Genomic DNA, 17,507 nt, shown 5'->3' with positions numbered 1-17,507 from the left:
GTTCGGCTAAGCTGCTGCGAGCCTGATCGAGCTGGGCCTGCAGGGAGCGCTGACCGTAGGTAAACTCGTCGAGTTCCTCTTGGGAAATGGCCCCTTTCTGGTAGAGAAATTCCCGCCGCGATCGCTGCGTCCGCTGCAGGGCAAGCTGCTGTTCAATCTGGCGGACTGCTGCCGCTGCCGCCGCGATATCTTCTGAGCGTGGACCCGCTTCTAATTCGGCTAGCTGAGCCAAGGCGCGGGCTTTTTCCGCCTCTAGCTGCTGGCGCTGAGCCTGCAAATTACTCGTGTCTAGCCGTGCTAACGGCGTTCCGGCAGCCACGCGATCGCCCGCCTGCACCAGCATCGTCACTAGCTGGCCGCCGCGCTCAAAGCCTAAATCGCTGGCACGCAAGGCGGCCACTTCGCCGGTATACGTCCTAGAAACGTCATAGCTGCTGACCCCTTCTGCCACCAGGGTTTCTACAGTCAGTACCGTCGATGAGGCGGCTGTCACTGAGGCGTCGGAATCAGTCAGGCGCACTTTGGCGACGGGAAGGCCAATCAGCAGGATGAGGGCGATCGCGCCGACCCCAACAGCTTTTTGCGGCTGACGCCGCAGCCGCGCGATCGCTTTCTTGAGAGAAATGTGAGCCTGCTGGGACTGGGAGGGAGAGGCTGTCATAGCAAGTCCTTCAAATAACCGCAAATAGTTCAAACGTACGTTTTAGTCGGCCTGTCATCAAACTGGGCCTAAATTCCAGCTTGCAACAGGCTCCTATCCGCTCAGAATATGGAGATTAGCCCTCAAGCTCTGAGCGTTCTCACGCTAAGGGCAAAGAATACTTAATAAGATTAGAACGTACGTTTGAAAAAATGGCAAGGTAATGGCAAACAGTTGCGGCGACCTGAAAGCTGCAAACCTTTGAGTCTGTCCGGCTTCTGACATAGCATAGATATTGTTCGTACGTTTGAATAAAATGAGCAGCGCCACGACAGCCGATACCAAAACCCAGATTCTTGACGTTGCCGAACGCCTGATTGCCGAGAAAGGCTTTGCTGGCACGACGCTGCGCAATATTGTCAGCGCAGCAAAGGTCAATTTAGCTGCCGTTCACTACCACTTCGGCTCCAAAGAGGAACTCTTTCGCGCCGTCGTCCGTCGCATCGCCGTCCCCGTGACGAAACGCCAGCTCAAACTGCTCAAGCAGCTCCAAGAAAAGACAGCAACGGCCTCCGTCGAGGCGCTGCTGACAGCGTTTCTCACCCCTCCGCTAGAATTTATCGGCGGCGATGACAACCATCGCATTGTGCGCGCTCAGTTTATGGGCCGCTGCCGCACTGAGCCAGAACCTATTCAAAACATTGCCTACCAAGAATTCAGCGTCAGCACCGAACCTTTTTTAGATGCCCTGCAGCGCGCGCTACCGGAGCAGTCGCGATCGCAAATTCACTGGAAACTTGATCTGGTAGTCGCCGCCCTGATTCGTGTTCAGATGGAGGCTGGCAAACCCAATGCCCTGCTCCAAAGTAGTCAGTCCCAGGATATTCAAGCGACTATCTCAAAGCTAGCCACTTTTTTAGCGGCTGGCATGTACCAGTGATGCCCTGCTAATTAGTGAATCCAATGCTGACGGCAGCATTCTTGCGGTTGCAAATAAGTTTGTTTGGGACTGCCATAGGGCCTGGCATACACGACAAATAAAGTTGTTAGCCCTAAGCAAAGCCAGACGCCAAACCCGTATTGAGACGACATCTCGATTGACCTATAGCTGCTAAGACAGCTTATTGCCGGTGAGATGGGGGCGTTTGCCGAGCCGGAATTGGCAACAGCTTCCTAGCAGGGGCGAAGTGAGTAGTAACCCTGGTCAAAGCCGGGTAGCTAGCAGCGCAGCAAGCTGCCAAGACCAACATTAGTTCTACAGGTAGAAAAAGATTGACTGACATGAGAATCGCCTCTTAAAAATACGAATCGAACCAGAGGCGCGTTCCTTCAGGCATAAAACCCTACTTCCGTCCTTTGCTGATTAGGAAAAGACCTGCAAAAGGATGAACGTGTTTGTCACCCATGTTACTTTTTCAACCTGAGCTGTCAAGCGGTAATTTATTGCCGTAGTTGCCCAAATCTGGAGCGTCTGAAGCCGCTGTAAGCCCCGAATTGACAGCAGCCTGTCCCGGTCAGCGTCCTTGCCACAATCGCTTTTTGAGCAGCTTCAATATCGGCAATTCATAACACAACGGCGATCGCCCCGCTGTCTCTAGGCGATCGCCGTTTCAGTTCTGCTAAAGGCTGCGGCTTAATCTAAACCGCCTAAGCGATCGGGGGGCCAAAAGCGAGCCGCCGCCCGACCAATAATATTTTCCTGGGGTACATAGCCCCAAATATGACTGTCGGTGCTGTTATTGCGGTTGTCGCCTAGCACGAGGTAAGAAGCTTCGGGTACAATCTCCGGCCCCCACTGATAGCTGGGGGGTGCTTTGATATAGTCTTCCTCTAGAGCCTCGCCATTGATAAGGACCTGACCCTCTGTGACCTCTACCTGGTCGCCAGGCAAACCAATCACCCGTTTGATATAGGCATCACGCCGCCCTCCTATCGGAAACAGCTCAGCGGGCGGCCAAAAGACGACAATATCCCCCTGCTGCGGCGCATTGAAGCGGTAGCTGATTTTTTCAATGATTAGCCGATCGTTGATTTGCAGCGTCGGTTCCATCGAGCCAGAGGGGATATAGCGCGCCTCAGCTACAAATTGACGAATCCCTAAAGCCAGGAAAATACTCAGACCGACGGTTTGTAAACCTTCAACCCAAAGATTTTGCTGCTTTCTTGACACCTTAACAACCCCTAAAGACAAGTTTGGTATGTCCTATTGTACTCAGGCAAACAGGCAGCGATCGCAGAGCTGTGACATTTGTCAGGGCGGCTGTTATCCCTGAGGTCTTTAACAGGCGATCGCCCTGAGGCTCCGGTTTTTTTAGTAGAAGTCTAGATTAACGGGCTAGATGAGCGATCGCAGCTCCCTCCCAAACCCGTTACAATCACGCAGGTATTTTCCACCAGCATCGCCTGGGTCGTGGCAGCCGCTGTCTCTACGCCGCCCGGTCCCTCCACAAACAAAGGCTGAGCCGCCACTTCGACGCCTGCATCTCGCGCCACCGTTGCCATGAGCTTAGGATTAACCGTCGTCTCAGCAAAAATGGTAGGCACCTGCGCCGCCTTCACCTGATCAACCAGGGCTGTTAAATCGCCAGCGGCTGGCTTTTCTGCCGTACTCAGTCCGCTCAAAGCCCCCGCCACCTCAAAACCGTACGCTGCTGCAAAATACTGAAAGGAATTGTGGGTGGTCACCAGTTTGCGATCGCCTGCGGGCACCGTGGCGACCTGATCCTGAATCCAGCGATCCAGTTCGGCAAACTGAGCGGAGAGCTGGTCAGCTTGGGTCTGATAGAACTCAGCCTGTTCTGGGTGAACATCAGCTAGCTGAGCGGCAATGACCTCAACGATAGCGGCGTTATGAGTCGCATCATGCCAGATATGGGGGTCGGCGCTGCTGCCAGAATCATGTTCATCCTCCTCATGGCCGTGACTATCGTGCCCGTGCTCCTCGCGCGCTAGAGGTTGAGGCACAGCGGCTTCGTAAACAGCGACCCTGACGGCTTGATTGCGGCTAGCGGCAATCAAGCTCTCTAGATTGGGGGCAAAGCTGTAGCCCCCATACAGTACCAAATCAGCCTGATCGAGAGCCTGCCGATCCGCAGGTCGGGCCTGATAGGTGTGGGGATCTTGGCCGGGTGACATTAGGCAGGTGAGGGTGACTGTGGACTGGGCAAGCTGCTGGGCTAGATCGCAAAGAACGCTGGTTGTGGCGACCACCTTAGGTAACGCCGTCTTAGGTAACGGCGCGTCGGCAGCAGGTGGCTGCGAAGAGGGGGCCGACTGACAACCTACCAGCGCCACCGCTAAAGACAGGCCCACTAAAGCGGTCAGCCGCGCTGAATTGAAAGCCATCGATTGGAACATGGTTATACCTCGCCACCGGACTTGAGAATGATTATCATTTCGTTACACTAGGCTAGAAGCTGCCCTTCGACTTGTCAACCCGGTAAGTCAGGCTCTAGGTTCAGGCAGGGTTCAGGCAGTGACAGTTCTAAGGCCAAAACCCATCTGTTTAAGGTAATCCGGTTTGCTGAATGAGCCAGCCCAGCCAGGATTGTCTCTCGGCGGCGTTCAGATGAGCGATCGCGGATTTGCCCACCTGTTTTGAGAGTGCTGCTTTAATTTGGGCAGGGGTCCAGTTGAGCTGCAAGAGCTGTCTGAGTATTGCTATGAGCTGTTGACGCTGCTCGTCACGCTGGCAGGCGGCAGGCGACTGGAGCTGCTCTAAAGCCTGCTGCAGCCGGGCAGAGGAGGCGATCGCCCACTCTAAAGCCTCCGTCAGTAAAATGGGGTCGTCCGAGCGCAGATAGTCCTGCATTCGAGCAGTCCACTGGGTTTCTTGCTGGCTGAGCTTTTGGGCCTGATGAGGCTGTCCTAGCTGCTGAAACTGCTGGCGGCGGGCCTGAGACTGGTAGCGCAGTGTCTCAAGTAGCTGCTTTAGCTCACTCGCTGTCTGCGCAGGCGGCAGTTCAGGCAAATTACGGCCTGGGATAGCCTGAAAAGGCGGGAGGCGATCGCTGCAGGGTTGATCTGGCAGGGAATTACGACCTGCGGGCGATAATAAGCTTACAGGACTAGAGCCATTTGCTGCGCCCTCAGCGCTAGCAAATGGCTTGTCTGTTTGAATAAGCGGGGGGGGTGTCCATAAACTGGGGTGCCAGAGATCTTTGTGACGATAGAGAGAACTGCCGCCAATACCGCAGCGAACTAAACAATGAAACCGAGCAGTTACTGTTTCAGGCAGCTCTGACTTATCCAGTAGAGAGCTGACCGCCTGCTGAATTTTCTGCCGGGTAGCCTGAGTCTGGCGTTGATTCCAGGTAAGGCTTTTGGGTAAATCAGAGCTTTGCGCTGTCACAGCGGCCTTGTATTTACCCTGCCGGGTGCCATAGTGAAAATACCGGCTATTTTCGATACAGCTAGCCCATTCAGTAGCCCGTTTCTCAATTTCGGATTGATGCTGACACCATTGTCGATAGCCAGGTAAAGCAGTTGCGATCGCCACAATCTGATTGATTAGCGATTGTCCCTGTAGTGGTAAACCACCGTGTAAAACATGGTGAAATATATAGGCTCGCATGGTGATTCGACCCAGCAGTCGATTAGTTTGTCCCGGCCCAGTCCAGCCCAGCTCAATTTCAGCATTGAGATCGTTGAGAAACTGGTCAGCCTTCCCTGAAATTTGATAGCGACGCCTGCGGGCTTGTTTTAGTACCGCACTGACTGTTTGCTGGCTAATCCAGTTATGGTGCTGGCAGGTATGCCACTGGTGTACAAAAGCTGATCGACTTGTCCAAATCGGCTCAAAACTGCTGTTGAGCAAGTAAGAGCCTTCCTGTAGCGGTAAGCGATGACCATTGAAGAGCTTGGGCCGACCCTGAGTAACATAAAGTCTAGGATTGGGAAAAACTTCTAGCTGTCCGGCAGCAGTAGAAAAACCAGCGTTGTTCAATAGAGCAGTGACCGCTGCTGCTAGTTCCCAGGATTTCTGAGGCTTGGCTAGAGGAAAGTAAAGATGCAGGCCGCCGCTATAAGAAGACGTGCAAGCTAGGTAAGCTGCCAGACCCAGCGGCTCTAGGCTATTGACCAGTTTGGGAATAGCCAGAGGATCCCGGCTGGGATGGTAAGGACTGTTTTTGTCAATATCGAGTAGGCAGTAGCCTGTCTGAGAACTGAACCGGACACCGAAGAGATAGCTGCCTTGCTGCAGCAGGCGATCGCTTAGCGGATAGCGACTTTCAGTTTGCCAGTGGGGGGTAGCACCGGGCAGAGGGTGTTCGGCATAGAGATAGTCATAGCGATGCGGAAAGAGCGAAAAAAACGGGTCTTCTCGCTCCTGGACATATTCAAAAGCCGCTGCAATCGCTACGATAAGTCACCTCCCAGCCAGGTGGAGGAGACAAAGCGGCTAAGTTTAAGAAGAGAAGCGATCGCGAAGCAGTGGCCAGGCCAAAAATGCTTTGCTAAAAAGTGGCTGTAGTTGCTAGGATTTAAAAGCATATAGATGAGTGCTTATAAGCACTAAGAACTCAGCTCACAGGTGCTTAAACCTGAGCACAGTTCTCTTTGCCGACAAGCGCAAAAGCTTATAAGTGCAAGAATCTAGGCTTTACGTCAGTAAAGCTGTTTAGGCAATAAGAACCCTTAGCGGACTGTGGTAGGGATGCGGAGGGTTCTTATTTTTAGGTTATTTTTTCTAGAATTTTTTATCGGCTGCTCTCCTCGGTAATTTGCCCAAGCTGTTTGTCAATCCATAATGGCGTTAGATTAACACTGAACCAGGGCAACCTCAATGACTGGAAACGGCGTATACGCCGGAGTTACAGGTAGGGTATACGCCGGAGTTACAGGCAAAACTATACGCCGGAGTTACAGGCAAATTTTGAACCATACGCCGGAGTTACAGGCAAAACCATACGCCGGAGTTACAGGCAAAAAAACAGTTTTCCCGTACTGCAGTCGTTAGCAAGGTTGGTCATACCCAAACCATACGCCGGAGTTACAGGCAAAATCATACGCCGGAGTTACAGGCAAATTTTGAACCATACGCCGGAGTTACAGGTAAAACCATACGCCGGAGTTACAGGTAACTTGCTAAAAACGTACGTCGGCGTTACAGGTGACTTTATAAAAGTACATGCTTTATTCCTGGGTGTTACGGAAGTTTCCTCGAAATATACGTCAGCGTTACAGGTAGAGAGATTGTAAAATTCATTTGTTATCGCTTAACTGAAGTAAGCCGCGTCACTTTATTTCCCGTTTTGCCTGTGAGCGATCAAAAAGAGCCAAACGCCGAAAGCTTTCCAGTTGACGGTCAGCTTTTGCGAGTGATGCCCCGCGCCAGCGCCTCTCTAAAGAATCCAGATGTGCAACTGCCGATTCTGCGGTCAGACGGCGATGGCTATTATCTGGAAATGAGGGTTGAAGCCGATGCCAGAGACGAATCAGAACTGGCGGTGATTCGCCGGGTGCCTTTAGAGGATCTTTCTGAGGAAGAATGGGAAGAACTTAAAGCCCAATACACCGATCTCGATCTCAATACCTGTATTGATAGAGGTATCAGCAAGGGGTTAGAAAAAATTCAGGATCGGCGAATCCAGCGGCTGATCATGGCTTTGCTGACATTCCTGAACCCGCGACAGGTTTCCATTGTTCTATTTTTATATCGGCTAGCAGCCCAGCAGGAACAGGGCCCACTGGTTTCGTTTCGCTCCAATGATTTGCTAGAAGCGCTGGGCTACACACGCACTAAAGACGGTGGCTTTGCTTCTAAAGTGCGATCGCAGCTACACCGTGACCTCGTAGCCTTACACCGAACTGAACTGGTATTTGCTCAGTCCCTCCGCAACGGCGACAACGTGGGTGCTAAGGTCACGATTAAAAGCGTGCTGCGAATTCGCGACTACGAAATTGACAATGTCCCACGCGACTTTGACATTGCCAAAGCTGCAGACTATACCTACGAACTGGCAGATGCCTACACCCTGTCGCTGGAGTTTTTCGAGGGGCCGGGGCGCACTGGGGACTATGTCCTGTTTGCCAACAATATGGATATCAGCCAGCGCTTGGGCAGTAATGCTAAAAATGACTATAAAACTAAGCTGCTGGTTTATTTAGCCAGCCGGATGAAATGGGATCGACCTGACGACGGCCAGTACCTCAATATTTCTAAGCGCTACCTGTTCAAAAACTTAGACCTGCTGGGCAGTAACTCGTCTCGCAACAACCAAATTTTCTGGCGTACCGTTGAGGAACTGAGACAGGAAGACTATATTCTGGGTGCTCAAGAACTACCCGGCAAAAAGCGATCGGCAACGATTCAGTTTCAGATTAACCCTGAAAAACTGCAAAGTTCTTAGGGGATACTGTTCCAAGCTTGCTCTTTTTCCTGCCAGACTTGTCAACCTAGCCTTAGCGTATGTCACGTCAGTCACTTCCCCTGCCTGAAGAAAACTACAGCGCCTTTCTCAGCCACCTGAAGCACAAAATTCAGCGATCGCAGGTGCTAGCTGCTACTGCGCTTAACCGGGAGGTCATTCTGCTTTACTGGCAAATCGGTCAGGATATCCTGCAGCAGCAGCAAGCTCAGGGTTGGGGCGCTAAAGTAATCACGCGACTAGCTAAGGATCTGCGCCGCGAGTTTCCTCAAGTTTCTGGGTTTTCACCCCGCAACCTCAACTATATGCGGGCCTTTGCTGAAGCCTATCCTGCTGAGGCAATTGTGCAACAGCTGTTGCACAAAATTCCCTGGGGCCACCACGTCAAGCTGCTGGACACGGTGAAAGAGCCACAGGCGCGGCTTTGGTATATCCATAAGGCGATTGAAAATGGCTGGAGCCGGAGCATTTTGACTCTGCAAATTGACAGCCGTTTATACCAGCGTCAGGGTGAGGCCGTCACTAATTTCAACCAGGCTTTACCCGCACCGCAGTCCGATTTAGCGCGTCAGCTCATCAAGGATCCCTATAATTTTGGCTTTCTTTCCCTGAGTGAAAATGTTCAGGAGCGCGATCTAGAACGTAGTCTGATTAAGCATATCCGTGATTTTCTGTTGGAAATGGGGTTTGGCTTTGCTTTTGTTGGCAGTCAGTATCGTTTAGAGGTTGAAGGAGACGAATATTTTATTGACCTGTTGTTCTATCACCTGAAGCTGCACTGCTACGTAGTGATTGATCTAAAGGTAACGGAGTTTAAGCCAGAATACTCCGGCAAAATGAACTTCTATGTGTCTGCTGTCAATAAACTGCTGCGGGATGACAAGGTTGATCAGCCAACTATTGGCATTATTCTCTGTCGGTCAAAAAAGAAGACAGTGGTTGAGTTTGCCTTAGAAACAGTGCAGAATCCGATTGGCGTGTCCACCTATCGGCTGCGGGAAGAGCTACCTGTAGCCCTGCAGGGCAATCTGCCCTCAGCCGAGCAGCTTGAGCAAGAACTAGAAACAGCGGCAGCGCAGCTAGAAGATCAGGTAAGCAATCGCCTAGAAAATAACGGCCAAGAGTAATGACAACCGAGCAAATCGCTATGAACCCCTATTCAGTTTTGCAGCAGGCACAGCGGCAGCGAGTCAGTGACGGGGCCGTCGTGCCCGTTTTGACGAATAACACCTCAAAGATACTGGTAATTGTTTGGCCGCAGCTAGGAGATTTTGACAGTCTAGAATATGCCTGGTGGCTGCAGCGAGAGCGACAACTGCTAGCAGAAAAAGAGATTACCGTCCGTGCGGTGGGAATTGGCGATCGCGCTGCCGGTCAGAAATTTTGTGACTATACCGGATTTTCGCCAGCGGCGCTGCTAGTCGATCCCCAGGCTGAACTACACTCGCAGCTCAACTTATACCCAGGACTATCGCTCAGTGTACCGGGCCTAGCTACAGGTCCAAATGCCTGGCTAAATCTGTTGTTGATGTGTGCCGGGTTGGGTAGTCCTGGCACTCTAGCTGAAGTGCTGCGGGGCTATACGGGCGATCGCCAAGCGCCTCAGCTCATTGATGACGCAGAAACTATCAAAGCCCAGCCGCTGCCAGCTCTCAAAGGCTCTTTCTTTAAGTTTGCCGGTGGTAAAGGATTTCAAAGGCCGTTCGAGCTAGCTACTTTACGGCTGCGCAACATGACGGAAGTGCTCAGCCACTGGCAGACCTATGTGCCCAATGCCGCTTACCTTCCCCAGCGCGGCGGCACTTTCCTATTTAATGCAGCCGGAGACTTGCTCTATGAACACCGCGATCGCGGTATTTTAGGCTTTGCTGAGAATATGAGCTATCCCCTAGCTTTTCTCTCTGACTTTTAGCCAGAGTTTTCGGCAGGTTTGTGCAAACAAACATGACCTATAGCCACAGATATGGATAATATAAGTGAGAATTCCAGAATTCTCACCCTCGCTTCATGACAAAACAACTTAGAATTGCGGTGATGTCAAATGCCGGTGGCAGCGGCAAGTCAACTTTGACAGTCAATGTCGGCTATGAGCTAGCGGTAGAAGGTTACTCAGTCGCGCTATTCGGGCTTGACCCTAACGGTTCTCTCACGCTTTTCTGCGGCTTGTCCGATCCACCGTCAGAGCAAACCCTAAATCAGGTTTTGCAAAAAGATTTTGGCGGCCAGTGGCCCCTATTTGACTGCTGGCCTCAGCGAACCCGTAAAGTGCAGGCTTGTTTAGGCGGATTAGTGATGACGGAAGCGGCCCAGCGCTTAGTTCTGCTAGATCGCAAGGCTTACGTCTTGGCAGATCACCTAGAAGATTATCCCCTACCTCATGACTTTATTTTGTTTGACTGTCCCGGTACCATTGATACGCTGCACTCTGCGGCGCTGACGGCTGCAGACTATATTTTGATTCCCATTCAGCCTGATGACAAAGATATCGACGGGGCTGCTAAGCTTCTGACCTGGATTTTTGATTCAGTGCGCACCCTGCGGCTGAAACCTGCACCGAAAATTTTAGGTGTTGTGCCCAATCGGGTGCGTTTGGGCGATCGCGCCCAGCACCGAGACAACATGGGCCTGTCAAAGCGAGAACGAACGGCGGCAGATCCGCCCTCTCTGCCAGAAATGCTAGCCGCTATGAATATTCACTGTTTTGATGTGATCAAAGACGCGGCTGAAGTGGGCAACGCTGCCAGCATTGGCCTGCCGCTGAGAGCTTACCGGCCTAGCCATGCTGCCAATCAAAACTTTAGAGAAATTGCTAAAGCCATCAGGCAGCAGCTTTAGAGCCGTTCTAAAACTATCTCCCCGTATTCACTCAAGGAAAATTAATTAGGAAAACAAGATGGCCCGACGCAGCAACCGACCCGTAAGCACCATGTTTGCCGCCGCTCAAACTTCACAACTAGAGACACAGATTGTTCAGAAAGATGAGGAAATTCAAGACCTGAAGCGACAGTTAGAAACTTTAGCCCAAACGCCTTATAGCGCCAGTACTGTCCAAAAATATCCGGCAACCGACTTTGTACCCCTACGTCTACCCGATGGCCTCACTCAGCCGCGTAAGTACTTTGATCGCTCAGCCCTAGACAATTTAAAAGCCTCAATTCAAAAAGTCGGCATTCAAGAGCCACTGCTAGCCCGACCTGCCCCTGACGGCAAGCTAGAAATTATTTCAGGCGAACGCCGTTGGCGCTCAGCTACGGAGCTACAGCTGGATCAGGTACCGGCTTTGGTCAAAGATTTTAGCGACGAGGAGGCACTGGAAATTGCTCTGGTGGCTAACCTAATGCGGGAAGATCTCAATCTAGTTGAGGAATCTGACAGCATTGTGGCCCTTATCGCTTTGAGGCTTAAGCTCAGCCGCGATCAGCTACCTCCTCTGCTGTTTAAGATTAAAAATTTGCGATCGCGATACCGCTACAGCAATCAGGAAATTGCCGATGAGATGGCTCAAAGCGACGTTGAGAATTCCGGAATTCTCAACGAAAAAGCGATCGCTGATATTGATGCCATCTTTGCTGAATTTGGCATGACTTTAGAGAGCTTCACCGCTAATCGACTGACAGCGCTACAAAGGATGCCGTCAGCTTTGCTAGAGGCCGTGCGCTACGGCCAAATTGGCTTTTCTAAGGCAGATGCAATTCGCAAAGCCCGCTTAGACGAGCCAATCACGAATCAGCTTTTGCAGGAAGCGGTAGCTGCTGACCTCACTAAGCAAGAAATCCGGGCTAGGATACAAAAGCTTAAGTCTCAGTCAGCCTTAGCCGAAAATGCTGAGATCAACGCAGCCGCTGCCGAAAAGCCAATTCGCGATCGCATTCATGCCCACTATTTAAAGATGCGCAAAAATCCCCAGGTTTGGAGCACGCCCAAGTTGCAAAAACAGCTAAGACAGATGGAGAGGCTGCTGCAGTCGATTAGCGAAACAGCAGCCAATCTTTAGTCCGGCCTTCGGCTGCTGTTTTTAAGGCAGCTACAGCAAGCAGGTTGGTGACAGATGGAGCAATACAGTCAACTATTCTGTGGCCCGCCAGTGTACATAGGGACGCTCTGCTGATAGCCCTGCATAAAGAATGTCCCGGTAGCTACCTGCCTGAGTCAGATCGAGGTCAAAAATCACCTTGCCACTGCTAAGACGAAAGCTGTACATCTGCCAGAGATCAGACTGAGCAGTACCGACACAGGTGGCATACTCATCAGCTAAAGCAGCTTCGTAGGTAAGGCGGTGATCTGTAGCCGTTGAGATATAAGCTGCAGTGGCGATCGCTGATAGGTCAGCTACAACGGTGTGGTCAGCGCCGCCCTCAAAGCCTAGGAGAAATTCCCAGATACCGATTGCTTCTGGGCAGGTACCCGATTCAGCCACAACGGCGAAGTAAACATTAGGCTGAATTTGAACTGATTCAACTGATTCAGGTACCGGATTAGCTGCGACTGGCTTCACTGATGAACTGAATGAACTGGAACTTGTCTGAGCTGGGTTGCTCACAGAAGCTGATGGCTGCGAACAGGCAGACAGCACGGTTCCGGCGACTATTAAGACCGTACCAATTAGGCTAGAGGCAAGCTGACGTGGCGTTGCGTGAAACTGTGGCATCTAAACCTCTCTAGCCTCTGCCTCTCGTTCTGATAAGATCAGCCAAGCAATGCCGGTAACCAAGCCATAAGCTGCCCAGCCTATGCCGTCATCCAAGCCGCTGAGACTTAGGGGTAAGCTCTGGCAAAAGGCGCTGCACATCCCTTGCCTCACCACGGCTAAAGCAACGCCGCCTAGCAAACTGGCCAGCAGCCACGGACCAGCCCAGCGCCGATACTGAACCAGTACTAAGCTCTGAGCCAAAGCCATAAATAATACCCAGAGGGGAGTGTCTAAAAGATGGAGCCAAAAGACTTCCGATAGCCCCAACTGCCCTTCTAGACCTGCTGCTACCGGATGATACAGGCTCTGGCTAGCAGTCAGCACGTACGTGCCTGTAATCCAGCCTAGGGTACTGGCTACAGGCCACCAGCGAAACCGACAACCTGTGAGCCGTAGCACTGTCCACTGTAATGACCCCACAATTGCGCCTGTCAGCATCAGGCTAGCCATGAACTCCAGTCCATTACTTTCCAAATAGCCAATTAAAAAGCCGCCCAGCAGGTTGGCCCCAGTCCACAGGCTAAGAAATTTAGCGCCTTGCAGCCGAGATGAATGAGTGAGCATCATAGCAATAACTCCTGAATAATCGTGTCCAGATGGGGTTTGAACTCTGCCAGTGCTGCGGGATCAGAAATGCTGCCAGCGGGATCTTGACTGATGACGCCAGTAACAAATACATGCAGCCTTTCACCGTCAGTTGTTACATAGCCGATGGCTTCATCAATCGGGGTGCCGTTAGCATGGGTGAGGCTGTAGCCGTAGCGGAGTCCCGGTAAGTCGCCAACGCTAATTTCGGTGGGGGTGTCTGCGGCAAAGATAGCGTTAGCGTAGCCAACTTGGCGATCGCGCTCAATCGCGTCATAGTGTTCGGCTACCCAAGCCTGTAAGAAAGCAAACTCTGCCTCCGCAGAGGCTTCAACTGGTGTTTGCAGCTCGACTGTTTCCAAGGGATAGCTCAAGTGCTCCACGGTGCCGACTAGCTCACCATCAGCTTCGACACAGAGCAGCAGCGGATTGTCACAGGGATAGACCTGCCAGCCAGCGGGCGCTGAGGCTGTACCTAAAATGTCTGACCAGCTTTTAGCAGCCTCGGTGGAGGTTGCAGAGGTGGGAGACGAGGCTGTATCGGGTATACCGGATTGGGGCATGGGAGGTGCTTGCGAGCAGGCCATCAGCGTCACCAGAGCCGCCCCAGCGATCGCCGGAATGGGAAAAATCGGGTTCATAAATAATAAGTTGGGGGTTAGTGGACGCACAAAACTATATGAGAGACCTCTTCTCACCGAGCTTTGGCGTTGTGATTCATGTTGAACTCAGCAGCGATCCTCTTTCCTGAGACGAACAGTCTGAAACGATTGAGGAGACGCCTTGCTTCGGGGTAACTTCAACAGTTGCCGGCCTCATTCCGTAAAGTATTTGTGAAGAAATAACCGACAACCTAGTAGTTATTCTAGTTTCGCCGCGCCCGTGCCCACTTTGCGTTACCAGAACTGATACAGGCTAGATCCAATCTTCTGCGCTCACGTCAGCCTAGAGCGAATACGACTAAGTGACCAAGTGTTTCAGTCGTACCTACTGGACTGACACAGCTAAAATAGGGTATTGAGTAGGGTGCTGTATAGCCCGAAGGGCATAGCAGAAAAGCGCAGCGTAACGCACCGGATTCAAGGGTTTGAGCCTGTTGATAATTTGCATCATTTTAGGCATGTCGCGCCACTACTGCCGTAAGTAGCGATGGATACGCTCCCAGATGCCGGCTAGGCGCCAGTTACGCAAGTAGCTATAGACCATCTGCCAGGCGGGAAAGTCAGCAGGCAGCATCCGCCAGCTACAGCCTGAAACCAAAACATAGAAGATGGCATTGAGCACCGCTTGCATATCAACTCAGCGGGATCTGCCGCCTGACTTGGCAGCGAGAATATAGGGAGCGATGAGCTGCCATTGGACCGCAGTGAGATGACTGGGATAGGATTTTGAAGGTAGCTTTCATGCGACTGTCTGGTGTTTTCTGGACTGACAGCCTATGTCATGAAAGCTTTTCTGGCTGTTTCAAACGCCTTCTTGTTTTTGGCCCCATTTGGGCTGGTCGGTGATTGGCCGTAAGCTCGCCTGCACCGCCGAGATACCCGATCGCTTACTGCGGATGGTTCTCGGTAGCGCTACTGGCTACCGAGACAGTTTCCTCTTTAGTAACTAGGATTTTAGCGATGGAGCTAGCTGGTTTGAGGGCAAAGTATTCTTTCAAAAAGCCAGCCACGTTAGCAACTTGCGAAACTAAAAAGAGCGCAGTGATAAATGACCGTGAGCTTACCTGTTTTTGGGTCAAAGGGTACTTTAAGAGATCGAGATAAAAGGTAACAGGCTCAACTGTAATTTGATTGGCCCCGCGAGTAAAGCGAGATTCATGGAAATAGTAAGCTCCCCGCCCGTAGTTGAAATGCTGCCGCCAGAAGCCACACAGGGTTAGCTGATGGGCGTGATAGACGATAGCTTCTGGGGCATAGATCATGCTGTATCCACTCTCCGACCAGCGATCGCAGAGTTCTCGGTCTTCCCCAGCCGCTAGGGGAAAATTAGCGTTGAAACCTCCCATTTGGTGAAAAAGCTTGGCCGATAGAGCCAGATTATTTGAGGTGAAAAAATGGGCTTGGCTAGAGCTGCTGTTGTAATAGTGATAGAGATAATCGATCAGGAGCTGGCTAGCGGTTGAGCACAAGTTTTGGGTTAAGACGTTGATTGTTTGTCCACCAACTAAGCAGTCAGGTGCCGCCGCTAGCTGCTCGGCGATGAACGTTAACCAATCTGCATCGGGCGTACAATCATCGTCTGTAAATACTAAGAACTGGCCTTTTGCTGCGGCCGCACCGACGTTTCGAGCTTTGGCAGGGCCTGAATTGGTCTGCGTAATCACTGTTAAGTCAAGCCTGTCCTGAAAGTTGGCGATCGCTGACTCTAGTGATACTTGGCTGCCGTCATCGACTACGATGACTTCAAAGTTTTCAGTGGCATATTTCAGCTGAGCTAACGCGTTGAGGCAGGTTGCTAACCTCTGAGGACGATTATAGGTTGGAATGATAATTGAAAAAATGGGAGTAAGTTGATTTTTCATTGCACTCTGAAGCATTTTTCAATAGATAGCTTAAGTATTGACTCTTATCTTGTTAGCTAAATAGAGATAGTATTTTTCTGCAGAGACAATTCCTCCTTGAAAATGAGCTACTTTCTCAACTTTGATATCAGCGGGGCTGCTGTCTAATTCATTTGTTAAAATCAGTAAGATTTGAGTTTCATCTGAGCTGGCTAGTTTTTCAATAGCCTGAAACAGCCTTTGATTGTCTAAAAGCTCCCTTCTTCTTCTGCCCCAAAAGCTGCTAAAGCGCTCAATTTCTGGATAGTAAATCTCTTTGTCTAAATAGCCAGCTATAGCTGTGACTTCCTTATCTCGTGTGCCTATTGTGACGAGGTTAGCTAGATTATGTGTTTTGATGTAGCTTGCAGTGGCCTGACTCATGGAAAAGGGATGAACTAAATCCATTCGATAGGCAAAGATTCCTGATACTGCGTGAATTAACAGCAGTACAGTTAAAAACTTTTTAGCGAAGCGATCGCCAAACCTACCCGATTCATTACTCAAATTATTAGAAGTCTTGGATGGAATAGATTTTGACAGCCAGAGACAGGTCAGAAACCAAATAAATAGATGCCCATGATGCCTGAGCGCGCCAAAGAAAATCAAATAGCTAAAAAGAACTAAAGCAAAAGACCCTGTAAGATAAATGAATAAAATGAGCGGTTTTTTGATTAGAATTTTGACGGCAATTAGAAAAAGCGCGGCCGAAAACAAAAAACTCAATATGTCGCTAGCAGAACCGACTTCTCCACCTATGGTAGGTAAAAAGCTAATTTTCTCAGACAGGATATTGGTATTCCAAAAATCGTATTGAAAAAAATTGGGAAGCGGCACATAGCTTTTCCAGATGGTTGTAAAGGCCCGGCCCATTCGTATAGATTCTTCGAGTAAAGGGTGGGTAGTTGGCAAGTGGGTCTGAACTGCTTCTACCGGACGCACAACCGGCTTGTTACGCAGCGCAGGAATCATCTGGAGAACGGCAATAATCCAGCTCGTAAAAACAAAGCCTGAAGCACTGATAAAAGACCTATTTATCAGCGAGGAAAAATGACGCAGATGACTAAAACCGTCTATTTGGTTAAACAACAGGATTAACCAAAATATGAAGCTGAAAATTAGGCCATAGGGGCTGGTATTTGCCAGCAGCGCTAGGATTACTGCTATCGGTAGTAGTCTTTTACTGCGGCTAGAGAAAAATGTGCAGCATAAGAAAGTAAATAAAATTCCAAGGCCGTAATTTCTGCTAATAATGGCATATTCAAAGAAGGGAAAATAGCCAAAAGCGAACAAGGTTTTTTGAGCTGTAGTAAAGGGAGAGTATTTGGCAAAGAGATAGACAGTACCTGCAGCAATCAAGAGATGAAAAAGCTGCATGGCAAATGGGTTATGGGTCAAGTGGCTAAGGCCATAAAGACAGAGATGCCATAGCCCAGGATGCCCTTCATTGCCGATGTGTGTAAGCAGCTCAAGTATAGACTGACTGTCCCTGGCAATTAGCCATGCCTGAAACTCGTCTCGCCAAATTTCATGATGATTAATTCCTATTAGTCCTAAAATAAAAAATATCGCTGTCAAGGTATGCTCAAAAGTGATTAAGCCTTTGAATAAAGACGGGAGATTACGAGGCTTCGCTAGGTTAAGGCTCATTTTTACTCATTACCTATAACTTGTTTGCAA

General features: G+C 50.5%; 16 protein-coding genes and 1 riboswitch. Of the genes, 6 read left to right on the top strand and 10 right to left on the bottom strand.

Annotated elements, in window-relative coordinates:
- The coding region (locus QJQ48_RS21805; RefSeq protein ID WP_346293359.1) for an HlyD family secretion protein at positions 1–661 on the bottom strand (661 nt) is incomplete at its 3' end.
- A gap of 295 nt (positions 662–956) precedes the next feature.
- On the opposite strand from QJQ48_RS21805, the gene QJQ48_RS21800 reads away from it, so the two are divergent.
- Complete coding sequence (locus tag QJQ48_RS21800; RefSeq protein ID WP_346293358.1) at positions 957–1,580, top strand: TetR/AcrR family transcriptional regulator; 624 nt, start codon at positions 957–959, stop codon at positions 1,578–1,580.
- Positions 1,581–1,958: 378 nt separating this feature from the next.
- Positions 1,959–2,034, bottom strand: a riboswitch (Glutamine riboswitch).
- A 239-nt stretch (positions 2,035–2,273) separates the two neighbouring features.
- On the opposite strand, the gene lepB is transcribed toward QJQ48_RS21800, so the two are convergent.
- The 3 genes from lepB to QJQ48_RS21785 all read right to left on the bottom strand — a co-directional run bounded on the left by lepB (position 2,274) and on the right by QJQ48_RS21785 (position 5,585).
- The gene (lepB, locus tag QJQ48_RS21795) at positions 2,274–2,810 is read right to left on the bottom strand and encodes a signal peptidase I (RefSeq protein WP_346293357.1); all 537 of its coding nucleotides are present in this window, start codon (positions 2,808–2,810) and stop codon (positions 2,274–2,276) included.
- 152 nt (positions 2,811–2,962) lie between these two features.
- On the bottom strand, positions 2,963–3,985 hold the full coding sequence (locus QJQ48_RS21790; protein ID WP_346293356.1) for a metal ABC transporter substrate-binding protein: 1,023 nt from the start codon (positions 3,983–3,985) through the stop codon (positions 2,963–2,965).
- Between the two features lie 160 nt (positions 3,986–4,145).
- Positions 4,146–5,585 (bottom strand): hypothetical protein, encoded by a 1,440-nt coding sequence (locus QJQ48_RS21785; RefSeq protein ID WP_346293355.1) that lies wholly within the window; start codon positions 5,583–5,585, stop codon positions 4,146–4,148.
- A 1,378-nt stretch (positions 5,586–6,963) separates the two neighbouring features.
- Here QJQ48_RS21785 and QJQ48_RS21780 point away from each other — a divergent pair.
- The 5 genes from QJQ48_RS21780 (at position 6,964) to QJQ48_RS21760 (ending at position 12,004) form a co-directional block, all read left to right on the top strand.
- The gene (locus QJQ48_RS21780; RefSeq protein ID WP_346293378.1) at positions 6,964–7,992 is read left to right on the top strand and encodes a hypothetical protein; all 1,029 of its coding nucleotides are present in this window, start codon (positions 6,964–6,966) and stop codon (positions 7,990–7,992) included.
- Between the two features lie 59 nt (positions 7,993–8,051).
- Positions 8,052–9,137: a PDDEXK nuclease domain-containing protein gene (locus QJQ48_RS21775; protein ID WP_346293354.1), complete on the top strand. Its 1,086-nt coding sequence runs from the start codon at positions 8,052–8,054 to the stop codon at positions 9,135–9,137.
- Between the two features lie 20 nt (positions 9,138–9,157).
- On the top strand, positions 9,158–9,922 hold the full coding sequence (locus QJQ48_RS21770) for a peroxiredoxin-like family protein (protein ID WP_346293353.1): 765 nt from the start codon (positions 9,158–9,160) through the stop codon (positions 9,920–9,922).
- Between the two features lie 95 nt (positions 9,923–10,017).
- The gene (locus tag QJQ48_RS21765; RefSeq protein ID WP_346293352.1) at positions 10,018–10,845 is read left to right on the top strand and encodes a ParA family protein; all 828 of its coding nucleotides are present in this window, start codon (positions 10,018–10,020) and stop codon (positions 10,843–10,845) included.
- Positions 10,846–10,903: 58 nt separating this feature from the next.
- Complete coding sequence (locus QJQ48_RS21760) at positions 10,904–12,004, top strand: ParB/RepB/Spo0J family partition protein (protein WP_346293351.1); 1,101 nt, start codon at positions 10,904–10,906, stop codon at positions 12,002–12,004.
- Between the two features lie 72 nt (positions 12,005–12,076).
- Here the strand turns inward: QJQ48_RS21760 and QJQ48_RS21755 are convergent, their stop codons facing one another.
- The 6 genes from QJQ48_RS21755 to QJQ48_RS21730 form a co-directional block, all read right to left on the bottom strand.
- Positions 12,077–12,658 carry a hypothetical protein gene (locus tag QJQ48_RS21755; protein ID WP_346293350.1) on the bottom strand — a complete coding sequence of 194 codons (582 nt, stop codon included), beginning with the start codon at positions 12,656–12,658 and terminating at the stop codon, positions 12,077–12,079.
- The gene (locus QJQ48_RS21750) at positions 12,659–13,267 is read right to left on the bottom strand and encodes a hypothetical protein (protein WP_346293349.1); all 609 of its coding nucleotides are present in this window, start codon (positions 13,265–13,267) and stop codon (positions 12,659–12,661) included.
- Positions 13,264–13,926, bottom strand: coding sequence for a hypothetical protein (locus QJQ48_RS21745; protein ID WP_346293348.1), 663 nt, complete (start codon positions 13,924–13,926; stop codon positions 13,264–13,266). The genes QJQ48_RS21750 and QJQ48_RS21745 overlap by 4 nt, the downstream gene beginning before the upstream one ends.
- A gap of 490 nt (positions 13,927–14,416) precedes the next feature.
- Positions 14,417–14,578 carry a transposase gene (locus tag QJQ48_RS21740; RefSeq protein WP_428843078.1) on the bottom strand — a complete coding sequence of 54 codons (162 nt, stop codon included), beginning with the start codon at positions 14,576–14,578 and terminating at the stop codon, positions 14,417–14,419.
- Between the two features lie 256 nt (positions 14,579–14,834).
- Positions 14,835–15,809, bottom strand: coding sequence for a glycosyltransferase family 2 protein (locus QJQ48_RS21735; RefSeq protein WP_346293347.1), 975 nt, complete (start codon positions 15,807–15,809; stop codon positions 14,835–14,837).
- Between the two features lie 30 nt (positions 15,810–15,839).
- Positions 15,840–17,477 (bottom strand): hypothetical protein, encoded by a 1,638-nt coding sequence (locus tag QJQ48_RS21730; protein ID WP_346293346.1) that lies wholly within the window; start codon positions 17,475–17,477, stop codon positions 15,840–15,842.
- Positions 17,478–17,507: the final 30 nt, after the last annotated feature.

This window comes from Sphaerothrix gracilis Ecp01 (genome assembly GCF_030405905.1).
Taxonomy (GTDB): Bacteria; Cyanobacteriota; Cyanobacteriia; order Phormidesmidales; family Phormidesmidaceae; genus Sphaerothrix; species Sphaerothrix gracilis.
This window is presented reverse-complemented; position numbering and strand designations above follow the sequence as displayed.